The following is a 12,835-nucleotide window of genomic DNA, read 5'->3' as shown; positions in this document are numbered from 1 at the left end:
CTAATACAATTCTCCCGCCTTCAATATACAAGGGTATTTTTCATTCTACTTACAATCGACCATACAACTACCTTTCGAGAAAACATATCAATAAATACTGCAAGATAGAGGGTTCCTTTCCTAGTTGGTACATATGTAATATCACCTACCCAAATTTTATTTTTGGTATCCGTAACGAACATTTGATTAAGTAGATTAGGCCTTTCTTCACCTCTATTTTTTTGATTATATTTCTTATAATTATATCTGGTTCCTTTAGGACATAGATTCATTTCACGCATTAATCTAGATATTCGCTTACGATTTACATGAATTCTACGTTGCTCTAGTACTTTTCCTATGCGAATAGATCCATATCTACCTTTATTTTTATCAAAACTCTCTTTGATTACTTCCTTCAATGCTTCATTTTCTAGATCGCGTTTGGATGGTTTATGATTTAAGTATTTGCAATATCCAACTCTTGAAACGCCCAGTGTTTTACAAGCCTTCTTGATGTTCAAGGAATCTTGGTTATCTTTAATGTATTGAAATCTCACTTGTTCTTTCGCTTCAAGAAGGCCTGGTACTTTTTTAGTATATTCAATTCTTTTTTCAACTCTGAATTTTCTTGTCGTAATTTTTTAATTTCATATTGATAAGAATAGAGTACAGTTCCATATCCTGGGAATACACTCTCTCCATATTCTTCATATTCATTTATCCAACAGTATAAAGAATTGTAATAGATACTTAATGCTTTTGCAGCTTCTGCAACAGGCGTATCATCCTCTAGTACTAACTTAACTGCTGCAATCTTAAATTGTTTGTCGTATGAACGTCTCATAAGGTAGTCATCCTCTCATATTTTTCTCTTATCTTTGTATCTACTTTATTATGCCACGTCCAAGATTTTTATTTTTTATCTGTCTACCATAAGAGGAGCATATCAATCTCCTGTCAGTCCATATTGTTTTTTTATATCTTTTAAGTATTCATTAACCCTTGAAGCACGAGTAAATTTCCCAAAAGATATTTTCTGGAATTTGACTCCACTGTACCATCTTTTTTGTAAACTAATCTTGCTCTCTTATCCATTTCTTCCTGTGCCTTATTAAATATTTCAGTAGATACAATAGCTGGATGACTATAGTATCAATTACTCTGTCCAACATTCTTAATTCTCTTACCTGCTCCTTTACCTTTACTTCACCCCAGTCAAATTCCAGAGTTTCTCCTAAACTATATTCCTGCCTCATAAAGGTTTATTTTTTCTCATTTTCTTTAAACAATTCTTCAATTTTTCCTATTATTTTATCTGTTAATTTAATCCTTATTATACTACTGGTATCATATTTAGGTGCTGATACCAGTTCTGTAATAAGATTTAGGAGAAATATATTTTAAGGTGAATCAGTTTTAAATTGAAATGGTGCCCTAGTTTTAGGCTAGCATAAACAACAGTTTATTAAGATTGTGCAAAACTATTCACATTTCCTCTAAATAAGCTCCATTGAGTCATTGTTAATCTTCTTTGTCAAATAAAACTTCTTTTATATATTCTATTGGCATATCTTCTCCTGTCCATAATTTAAAAGCCAATTCACCTTGATAAAGTAACATACCTATTCCATTTGAAGTCCTACATCCTACCTCCTCTGCCATTAATAAGAATTTAGTCTTTATAGGGCTATATACAATATTAGCTACAAATAGATCTTTGTGAAAGATGTCTGAATTATGAACGATGCTTTGTTCCACAGTATCATGTGTTCCTATTGGAGTACAGTCTACTAATAAGACCGCATCCTTTAATTCTTCTTTTAAAACACATTCATCAAATTCTAATGCTCTACTTCTACAGGTAGAGATATTTTTATTTATTCTATCAGCTATATCTTTTGCTTTGCTTACTGTTCTATTCATTACTACAACTTCAGTAGCGCCATCATAAGCAAGCTGTATGGCAATAGATTTAGCAGCTCCCCCTGCCCCAACTATTACAACTTTCTTACCTTCAAAATTTACACCATCTAGTTTTAAAGATTTAACAAACCCTTTTCCATCAGTATTATATCCAATTAACTTTCCATTCTCATTTACTACAGTGTTGACTGAACCAATTATTTTCACTTCCTCAGTAACCTCATCTAAGTAATCAATAACTGCCTCTTTATGTGGCATTGTTATATTAAAGCCTCTGGCACCAAATAATTTCATTGCATTTAAGGCTTCATTTATCAACCCTTCCTTAGTCTCTAATGCTAAATATACATAATCCAGTCCTAACTTTTGAAAAGCTGAATTATGTATATGTGGAGATTTACTATCTTTAATTGGGTAGCCTATTAGCCCTGTAATTACTGTAGTTCCTTGAATTCTATTACCCATTAATATCGTCCTCTCTATTTTATTAACTATTGTAATATTTATATCGGAATTTTTACCTCAAATCACCATATTATATCCTATTTGAGTATTCAACTTCTAGGTAATTTATCCCAAATTATTCACGAGCAAAAAATAATTTTATCATAATTGTGCTTTAAAGTCTATGAATTTGAATAATCCAAGCTTTCTATAGTTAAAAAATCACATTAACCCCTTGGTATTATTGTTACTCAAATTTTAAACTTTTCAAAATACACTTAAGAGGCTATCTCTAGGTATGACAAACTCCTCTAATCTTATTTTTTTAGAGGAGCATATCAATTACCCTTGATAATTATTAGTCGATAGGGACATTATCTTCAGTTGTAACCTTCTGGGGATCCTTATAGAATATTCCTATTCCTGTAAATGCAAAAATAATTGCTACTATGGGTGTTAAAATACCTAAAAATGCATATGGAAGATAACTAAATGTTGCAACTCCTAAAGTCGTTGCCATAAAAACCCCATTTGAGTTCCATGGAATCAAGGCAGCTGTCATTGTACCTGCATCTTCTAAACTCCTTGATAAGACCTTACGATCCAGATTCAGGTCATCATAAGCTGGTCCAAAAAGTTTTGCTGTTATTAACATGGCACTTTCCAATGAACCGGTAAATACACACATTGAAAAAGATGATACTAGTGTAGATGTAATTAAAGCCCCAACAGATTTAGTTATACTGGCTAATTTTTCAAGGAGCACTCTTAATATGCCAGTATTATCTAATATTGAACCTAGTATACATGCCATAAAATAGAAACTCACTGTCCATAACATACTATATAGACCACCTCTATTTAATAGCTTGTCTATCTGCTCCACACCTGTTGATATTGTATATCCGTCAAACATATATCTTCCAATATCACTAAGAGCAACCTTCTGAAATATAACTGCAAAAGCTGAACCAGTAATAGAAGAAATTACTAATCCTGGTAGAGCAGGACTCTTCTTTACTATTACTATAATTAGAATAGCTATTGGTAATAGCAGTAGAGGAGTAAGATTGAAATTTGCTTCAAGGTTTGTTAAATACATATTTATTGTGTCACTATTCTCTATTACTGTAGTAGTATTTTTAAATCCTAAAATTGTATAAAGAATCAATGTAATTACTAAAGCAGGAGTAGTTGTCCACATCATAGATGACATATGTTCAAATAAAGTAGTCCCTGATAATGCAGAAGCCAGATTTGTTGTGTCAGAAAATGGAGATTGTTTATCTCCAAAATATGACCCACTAACAATTGCCCCTGCTGTCATTGCCGGATTTATTCCTAACCCCGCTCCTATTCCCATAAATGCAATACCTACTGTTCCTGCTGATGACCAAGAACTGCCAGTAGCCATAGACATAAATGCACATGTCAAACATGCAGAAAGCAAGAAAAACTTTGGAGATATAAGCTTTAATCCAATATAAATTATATATGGTATAGTCCCCGAAGCTATCCATGTTGCAATAACTATACCAATTAGCATAAGAATCAATACCGCAATTAATATGCTGCTAATTCCCTCCATCATCATCTTCTCTACTGTTGACCATTTATAGCCTAAATATATCGTATATATTACAGTGATTATTATACACATAAACAATGCTAATTGTATGTCTAAATCAAAAACTGTGACACTTAATAATAAAATAAGTATTAACGCTATCGATAAAATTAAAGCATGAAAAAATTTTGGGGTCTTAATATTTTCCTTAGTAGTCATGTCTTCCTCCTAAATTATATTTTTTTCGCAAATACTCCTTCATTTCAAAATATTCTGATTACTCTTGATAGATTACTTCATAATAACTACCTCCTCTATTTAATATCAAATCTATATTAATTATTTGTATTTATTAATATGAACTGCATTTAAATAATGATCTTAGGTTACTATGAAAAAATTCATACTTAAACTACCTATATGTCTTTTCCTATATAATCTTCAATTTCTTTTTTTATTATCAATAGAGTTTCTTCATCTATTGTCCTATTAGTCCAAATTTCCTGAGCCTTTATAGCCTGATAAAATAACATTGAAAATCCATTTATACATTTACAGTCTAAACTTCTTGCATATTCTAATAATAAGGTTCTCTCTGGATTATAAATTAAATCAAATACAAAGTTTGCTCCTTTCACAATCCTCTTTTCAATAGGTGATTCCCCAATATTAGTACATTCCAATTGGAGTAGCATTTATTACTCCAAAATAACCATGACTTAATTCTTTAATTGGGCATATACTAATTTTATCTCTGGGCCAATACTGGGAAAGTTCTTCCATTAATCTCACTGCATTATTTATTGTTCTGTTAGCAATAGTAAGTTTCCCACCTAACCCTAATATTTCAAAACCTAGAACTCTGGCAGCTCCTCCAGCACCTATTAACAAAATATTTTTATCTTTAACATCTATATCATGTAATTCTAGGCTCTTTATAAAACCATATCCATCAGTATTAAAACCTTTTAATAATCCATCTTCAATTTTTACAGTATTTACAGCTTTATATTTATCAGCTTCCGGAGCCATATAATCTAAATATTTTATTATATCTTGTTTATGAGGCTTAGTAACACTTATACCAGCAAAATTACCTCTAATACAAATAACATAACTCTCAAGACAATTTTTCGGAATTCTTAGAGGAATGTGAACATTGTTTAGACTATTTAAACTAAATATACTGTTATGTATCTGCGGTGATATGCTATGCATGACCGGGTCGCCTATACTCGCAAAAAGTTTGGTATCTCCTTTTACTCTTATATCCATTTTTTTATTCTCCTTTACTAATATCAGCAAATCTAAAATAGTATTAAATAAGTATATCCACAGTCTATTATCCAATATCTATAGAAAATATGGCTCCTAAATGTTTATTGAAATATTTTTTTACAATCTCTCAGAACCTAAAGGAGCCATATCCCCTAAATAAAGATTTTAGTAAAAGGCCATAAACATTAACCTAAAGCTTAAATATATTAATTTTAGTTTTTGAAAAAATCTCTTTAAAATATCACATTAATTACATGCCGTATGGGCTGTTCTTTTAATAATATTATCCTGTACATCTTTGTCTAGTTCTATGAAGTATGCTGAGTATCCGGCTACCCTTACCATTAGATTCGCATATTCTTCGGGATTTTTTTGTGCAGCAATCAAAGTTTCTGCGCTAGCAACGTTAAATTGAATATGTTCGCCCATTATATCAAAATATGACTCTACTACATCCCCTAAGATATCCAATCCCTTCTCACCTTTAACTATATTGGAGTCAAACTTAAGATTTAATAATGCTCCAGCTAAACAATTCATTTGATCTAATTTGGACACAGATTTGATTACTGATGTTGGCCCATTTATATCTCTTCCGGCATAAGGTGATGCATTATCAGAAGTAGGTTCTAAGGCTTTACGTCCATCTGGTGTAGCTCCGGTACATTTTCCTTGTAGAACATTGAAGGACGTAGATAAAACTGTAAGGATGTATCTTCCACCTCTCGAATCCTTGTAATTTTCCAGCTCATGATTGTACATTGCAAGAATTTTTCTTCCCAGTCCATCAACAAAATCATCATCATTTCCATACTTTGGAGCCCTATTCAATAATAGTTGCCTAATCCTTTCATCTTCGCCTTCAAAATTATTCTTCAGTACTCGGTTAAGTTCTTCCAGTGTTAATTTCTTATCTTTAAATACAATTGTTTCTATTGCCGCTATAGCATCAACCGTATTCGCTAATGCTGTGATAAATGCTGCAGAGAAATTGTATTTTGCACCACCCTCTTGAAGTGATTTACCTTTTGCTATACAATCATCAACTGTTGTTGATGCAAATATTGCTGGTAATCTCGTTGCATGCAATGAACCGACAATATTATATCCATCTAACATTAGCTTTATAAAGTACTTTAGTTGTTTTTCAAATGCTTCCATAATATCTTCTAAGCTTTTAAGAGAGTTAATATCTCCCGTTTTAAGCCCAATTTGTTTTCCCGTCATAGGGTCAACTCCATTATTAAGAATTAACTCAACAATCTTTAATCCGTTAATATACCCTACCACTGGTCTCCCATCTGTTTTACCAGTTACATATGGCTCCACACAACCTTCAATACTCCAATCTCTGGCTTCTTCAATTGTTGCTCCTTTAGCTAATACCATTGGGATAACGAGCTTATCATTATAAAAAGCCGGCATTGCTAAGCCATCTTGTGACATTTTTAATGCTTTACGGAAAAAATCTCTATCAATATTATCATGATACCTAAATGAACAAGAAGGCTGAACTGTTTGTACACCACGGTATGCATCTAATATAGCGAAGGATAATTCATTCGTTGCGTCTAACCCTTCACTTGTCTGACCTCCTACTGCCATATTCTGCCACAAAGGATACCCCGCAAAAGCTTCTGCTTCAAAACTATCTCTTATTTTTAATAGTTCCGTCATTTTTATCCATAAACATTGTATAAGCTCCACAGCCTCATCTTTTGTCAATATACCTTCATCAATATCTTTTTTATAGAATTTATACATGTGTTGGTCAAATCTTCCTAATCCAATTGAATGCCCGTTAGTTTCAATCTGCATTATTAAATGTATGAACCATTGGAATTGTAAGGCTTCATGAAAGCTTTTAGGTGGATTCTTAGGTACATTTCTACATATATCTGCAATTGCCTCCAATTCTTTCTTTCTCACAGGTTCATCAGTCTTTTTGCTTAATTCTTCTGCTTCATTTGCAAATCTCTCTGCAAACATAATTGCACTTTCACATGCGATTATTGCAGCTTCTAGAAAATCAACTTTTGCTTGATTTTCATGAGTTCTAGGACCTATCTTTCCCAGCTCTTCCTTTGCCTGATTTATTATTCCTGTTAAACCAACATCCAATAACTTATTATAATTTGGAACTACATGGCCAGTAGATGTTATTCTAGAGCTACAGTTAATACTCCTGCTTTTTCAGCATCTAAAGTTCTCTCTTCTAAATATGACTCCGCTATCTCAGAAAATCCACAACCTTCCCAACCTTTTAGAATTTCTAGCAATTCTTCTTTTTCTCCTTCAGATATACTTAGGGGATCCGTTCCTCTTGTTTCAAATTGATCAATTTCCCTAATCATCCAGTTTGCACCGTATTCTGGAAATACAGGAGCACTCCTATATTTACTACCTAAGTTACCAACAATAAGTTCACCGTCATTGATAATGACCTTTTTATTTCTTAGTAGATGTTTGAGTAAATGAGCTCGGAACAATGCCGGTGGTTGGTTAAAAAATGTTTTATATGCCTCTGTTGCTAATTTAGCCCTTTCTACACATATACTTGGCTTTGTTGAACGAAGTTGTTGCTTTAAACTACTTACTCTTGCTGTTAACATAAATATCCTCCTTTTTTATAACAGACTCTCGGAATACTCCGAGTTCGATGGTCTAAGATTTTACTTTACCATCCATTTTTAATCTCTCCTATTTGTAATAGGTTTTTTTATTTAAATGCAAGCCTATTTTAATAATATACCTGCACCATTTTACCGATTAATTTCCAAAAATACTTAATTTCTTCAAAACACAATAATAATTAATTTAAATGGACTTTAATTGCCTTAGTAATTGGGATAATAATAAGCGGTAATTATTAAATCCTATGCCATTACTACCTCACAATCAATTCCTACATCCTTGATAATATTGCATAGTCTATTCATTGATTCCACACTAGGTTCTTTCAAACTGGATAACTTATAGTCTTTGCCGATTGACTTATACTTGTATTCACCTAAATTATGATAGGGCAGTAGCTCAATTTTCTTCACTGACTTTAAGGAAAGACAAGATTTAGCTACACTTTTTATATTATCAACGCTGTCATTATAAGTAGGTATTATGGGTACACGAACAATAATATCCTTTCTCATGCTATTGAAAGTTTTTAAATTTTCCAGTATCCTTTCATTTGGAACTCCAGTATACATTTTATGTTTTTCTGAATCCATATGTTTTATATCGAAATATATTAGATCCAAGTATTCTGCAATGTTTTTAATTACACTATTATCACAATATCCGGAAGTCTCAATAGAAGTATGAATATTCATATCCTTGCATCTCTTTAGCACTTCCAAAGAAAAATCTGCTTGTGATAAAGGCTCACCTCCGGATAAAGTTACACCGCCTCCTGACTTCTTATAGAAGACAGCATCTTTTTTAATCTCTTCCATAATTTCATCCACTGTTACTTTTCTACCTATCATTTGTTTTGATAGTGCATAGCATTCTTCAGCACATAGTCCACAATTATCACAGAGTTCGTTATTAATTTCGTAAACTCCATCATCAACTGTTATTGTATTTTGTGGGCATACTTTTTCACAGATTCCGCAGCCTATACACCTTTTGAATAGTGATGAGATTTCAGGTTTGGGATTCTGGGATTCCGGGTTAGCGCACCATAAACATTCTAATGGACATCCTTTCAGAAACACCAATGTTCTTATCCCCGGTCCATCATGTATAGAGCATCTTTGAATGTTAAAAATAGTTCCACTATTAATTTTAAACTCCTCCTTTAAAACTATATTTTTATAGTAAATAATACTATTCAGTATAGTTATCTAATTACTTCAGTTTAAATTAATTCTAAATACATACTACTAATTTATAGCCTCACCCTATTAAATTGAAATGATTGAATTTCATTATATCTTATTGCCCGTTGTCTTATAGCAGATGCGGCAATTCCATATTTCTTACCTGAGCCTCTATATATGCAATTACCTTGATTGTAAATATTAACTATCTGCTTTTTAAAATCTATTTGCTTTACTCCCTATAAAGAATGTTTGCTTTATAACTAACAAATATTAACGTAATTGCTTTCAGATTATCTACAGCCATGACATCTAAAGATACAGATGTCATAGGTTGTAGATGGAGTTATCATTTTTATGTGATAGCCTGCAATTAGACATTACAGTGATGTTTGTACAGTTCTAGCTATAATGTTATCCTGTATGTCTTTTTCAAGGTCAACAAAGTAAGCAGAATATCCCGCTACACGAACTAATATATTACGATAATCCTGAGGATTTTCTTGAGCTGCTAATAATGTATCCGTATCAACGACATTGATTTGAATATGTTGACCATGTTTCATGAAATACGTGCGAATAACTGTTTCTAGAATATCTAGTCCTTTATCGCCCTTTACTATAGCCGGATCAAAACGCTGATTTAGAAGTATTCCACTTTGTGGAATCAATGGATCTAAAGCAGCTACAGAACATATAACAGCTGTAGGCCCATTTCTATCCATTCCTATCATAGGAGATGCATTGTCTGCCAGATCTTCATAAGCATGTCTTCCATCAGGAGTAGCTCCAATCAAACGACCTAGAACAACATTATAAGACTGTGATGCTACAACAGTAGTAAATCTACCATCACGACCATCTGTATACTGTATTGCCTGCTCGTTACATAAATCTATAAGCCAATGTGCATATTCATCTACCATCTCGATATCATTTCCATATTTAGGTGCTCTATTAATCAAAAGTTGACGCATATCTTCTTTACCTTCAAAATTTGTTTCAATAAGGGACATTAACTCGGACATATCTAAATATTTCTTATCAAATACACATTCCTGAATAGCAGCTAAGGAATCAGCTACATTTGCCACACTGGATATGGCAATGGCAGAATAACGGTGATTTGCACCCTTTCGTTGCAATACTCTTCCCTTTTCAATGCATCCTTCTGTGAAACAAGATCCGGTTATAGTAGGCAATGCATGAGCATGAGTAGAAACTATTCTGTTAAATACATCTATAAACTTCTTCATAAAAAAGTCTTGCTGCTTAGCATATGCAGCCATCAACTGTTCTATTGATGTAAAGTTTCTTACATCGCCGGTATGAGGACCAACTTGTTTTTTAGTAAGAGGATCCATGCCATCATTAAGTGTAACCTCAAAAATCTTAATTGGATTAAAGTATCCAGCATTTGACTGAAAATCAGTCTTACCTTGAACTATGGGCTCTATACATCCACATATTCCCCAGTTTCTGGCTTCTTTCAATGTAAAACCTAATCCAAGAAGGTGATAAATTGCTGTACTGTCATTGAAGAATGCAGGGTGACTTCCTCCCTTTCTCGCTACAGCTATAGCTAATCGAAATGTATCTTGATTGACGTTATCATGATAACGAAAGGATATACAAGGTTCTTTTGTCTGTAAGTCTTCCATACAATGAAGGATGAGATTTGTAAGCTCATTACAACCATCTTTGCCATTTGGGAGTACACCACCTAACATCATGTGTATCCAAAGAGGGCAACCAGGATAAGCTTGCGATTCTCGTTCTGTACGCAGTACCCAAAGTTCCTCAAATTTGAGTTTGAACTCATTTATAACATCGGCGATGAATTCCTCACTGACACCATCTTCCAAATCATCCTTATAAAATGGGTACATATATTGATCAAAACGACCAAGGCAATGATCTCCGCCGTTTACCTCCATCATTAATGCAAGATGGGTAAACCATACAAATTGTGTAGCTTGATGAAAATTTTGTGGCGAATTTTCAGGAACTACTCGACAATTCTCTGCAATAGTCAAAAGTTGGTTCTTTCTTTGGGAGTCAGGGCATTCAACAGCCATTTCCTCAGCCAATTCTGCGTATCGATGAGCAAATTTGATAATTGCTTCCATTACTATAATCATGCTTTCCCATGTAATCTTTTTCTCCATATTATCAATATCCATATGGTCTAAAGTTGCTATATTTTCTTTGCACTTGTTGATATAGTAACGATAACCTTTTTTAACCATTTCATCGTATCCCGGTGCATGATTCATAGTTGACAGATTAGAAACACCCTTTGTGAAAATACCAATATCTATCATAGCGTTCATGTCATCATCAATCTGAGCGGCAGTCAAATCCCCAAAGGTTCTGCCTTCCCATTTATCAACAATTTCTCTCAGTTCTTCCTTTTCACCTGGCAAAAACTCGAAATGATCAGAGCTCCTTGTGTCAAGAGTTTCCAGATCATCACGTAACCATGCAGTTACTTCAGGATAAACCGGTACTGCATGCAAACGAGATGCAAGATGTCCCACTATGATGGAATCTTCATCAATGAAGATTTTTTTGTTTGCTAAAACAAATTCAAATGATTTTGCTCTTCTGAGTATAAAAGGCTCCATGGATAATTCGCTGTAAAACTCAGTTGCTAATCGTGCGCGATCCAAACAAATAGTCGCAGGAGTGTTACGCACCTTATCATTAAGTCTTGCTATTCTTTCTGATATCATGTTATTATCTCCTTTTTATTATCTTTAACAAAAAAACATTTTTTCCCATAATCTTGAAGTGTTTGATTCGAGTATTCGACCAATTTTCTCATCTCCTCATCTGATGGTGAGGAAACATCTTTTAAAGCATAGGGTATTCCCAAAGATTTATATTTAGCCTCACCTAAATTGTGGTATGGCAGAAGCTCATATTCTACAATCCCTGGTATTATAGATATAAACTCCGAAATACCAATAATATTCTCAGGAGAATCATTATATCCTGGTACGACAGGAGTTCGCACCGTTATGGGGATACCAAATTCAGCAATACGTTTGATATTGTCAAATATTAATTCATTTCCCTTACCGGTCAAAGACTTGTGTATATTTGAGTCAATATGCTTTATATCCAAAAACATACTATCTATATATGGCAAAGCCTTTTTGAAATCATCATATATACCATAGCCACAGCTTTCAACAATGACATTGATTCCACTTTCATGACACTTCTTTGCTATTTCCGCAAGAAAAGTTGGATGAGTCAAAGGTTCTCCCCCAGAAAAAGTTACACCTCCTCCAGACATTGAATAGAAAATACGATCCTTTTCTATATCAGCGAAAAGTTCTTCAACAGAATAATCTCTTCCCACTACGAATTTTGATTCGGAATAACAACGTTCTGTACATTTGTAACAACGCTTACATAAGCTTCTATCTATCCTAAATCCATCGGAACCCAATGTGATAGCAGACTCAGGACAAACCTTCTGACAAGCACCACACCCTATACATCTTGTTTGCGATTCCATGATTTCAGATTTATATGACTGGGATTCTGGATTTGCACACCATAAACATTTCATAGGACAACCTTTAAAAAATACTAATGTACGTAATCCATTTCCATCATGTATAGAACATTTCTGAATGTTGAATATCATTAAATTATACCTCCTAGCCTAAAGATGTGATGCTAAAACATTTTTTAATCCTTCATTTTTGGCCGACATGGCAAATTATGACTGTTTATATAGTTAAATATCTCCTTAGATTCCGATTAAATAATCGAATCATTAAAACATTTATATAATCCTATAAAA

11 protein-coding genes are annotated in these 12,835 nt (G+C 33.3%); all 11 read right to left on the bottom strand.

Annotated features, from left to right (window positions below):
• Positions 1-20: 20 nt before the first annotated feature.
• Positions 21-539 (bottom strand): IS3 family transposase, encoded by a 519-nt coding sequence (locus CIW83_RS06115; RefSeq protein WP_235601241.1) that lies wholly within the window; start codon positions 537-539, stop codon positions 21-23.
• Positions 536-826: a transposase gene (locus tag CIW83_RS06110; RefSeq protein ID WP_094899964.1), complete on the bottom strand. Its 291-nt coding sequence runs from the start codon at positions 824-826 to the stop codon at positions 536-538. Before CIW83_RS06110 ends, CIW83_RS06115 begins: the two co-directional genes overlap by 4 nt.
• 677 nt (positions 827-1,503) lie before the next feature.
• Complete coding sequence (gene aroE / locus CIW83_RS06100) at positions 1,504-2,370, bottom strand: shikimate dehydrogenase (protein ID WP_094899963.1); 867 nt, start codon at positions 2,368-2,370, stop codon at positions 1,504-1,506.
• 337 nt (positions 2,371-2,707) lie between these two features.
• On the bottom strand, positions 2,708-4,135 hold the full coding sequence (gene nhaC, locus CIW83_RS06095; protein WP_094899962.1) for a Na+/H+ antiporter NhaC: 1,428 nt from the start codon (positions 4,133-4,135) through the stop codon (positions 2,708-2,710).
• Between the two features lie 197 nt (positions 4,136-4,332).
• On the bottom strand, positions 4,333-4,611 hold the full coding sequence (locus CIW83_RS06090; RefSeq protein ID WP_094899961.1) for a hypothetical protein: 279 nt from the start codon (positions 4,609-4,611) through the stop codon (positions 4,333-4,335).
• On the bottom strand, positions 4,586-5,191 hold the full coding sequence (locus tag CIW83_RS06085) for a shikimate dehydrogenase (protein WP_094899960.1): 606 nt from the start codon (positions 5,189-5,191) through the stop codon (positions 4,586-4,588). The genes CIW83_RS06090 and CIW83_RS06085 overlap by 26 nt, the downstream gene beginning before the upstream one ends.
• A 249-nt stretch (positions 5,192-5,440) precedes the next feature.
• Positions 5,441-7,357 (bottom strand): pyruvate formate lyase family protein, encoded by a 1,917-nt coding sequence (locus CIW83_RS24250; RefSeq protein WP_255374289.1) that lies wholly within the window; start codon positions 7,355-7,357, stop codon positions 5,441-5,443.
• Complete coding sequence (locus CIW83_RS24245) at positions 7,354-7,806, bottom strand: pyruvate formate lyase family protein (protein ID WP_094899958.1); 453 nt, start codon at positions 7,804-7,806, stop codon at positions 7,354-7,356. Before CIW83_RS24245 ends, CIW83_RS24250 begins: the two co-directional genes overlap by 4 nt.
• A gap of 264 nt (positions 7,807-8,070) precedes the next feature.
• Positions 8,071-8,955, bottom strand: coding sequence for a glycyl-radical enzyme activating protein (locus tag CIW83_RS06070; RefSeq protein WP_255374288.1), 885 nt, complete (start codon positions 8,953-8,955; stop codon positions 8,071-8,073).
• 440 nt (positions 8,956-9,395) lie between these two features.
• Complete coding sequence (locus CIW83_RS06065) at positions 9,396-11,750, bottom strand: pyruvate formate lyase family protein (protein WP_094899956.1); 2,355 nt, start codon at positions 11,748-11,750, stop codon at positions 9,396-9,398.
• Positions 11,747-12,676 (bottom strand): glycyl-radical enzyme activating protein, encoded by a 930-nt coding sequence (locus CIW83_RS06060; RefSeq protein ID WP_094899955.1) that lies wholly within the window; start codon positions 12,674-12,676, stop codon positions 11,747-11,749. Before CIW83_RS06060 ends, CIW83_RS06065 begins: the two co-directional genes overlap by 4 nt.
• Between the last annotated feature and the right edge of the window lie 159 nt (positions 12,677-12,835).

It is taken from the genome of Tissierella sp. P1 (assembly GCF_002266425.1).
Taxonomy (GTDB): Bacteria; Bacillota; Clostridia; order Tissierellales; family Tissierellaceae; genus Tissierella; species Tissierella carlieri.
This window is presented reverse-complemented; position numbering and strand designations above follow the sequence as displayed.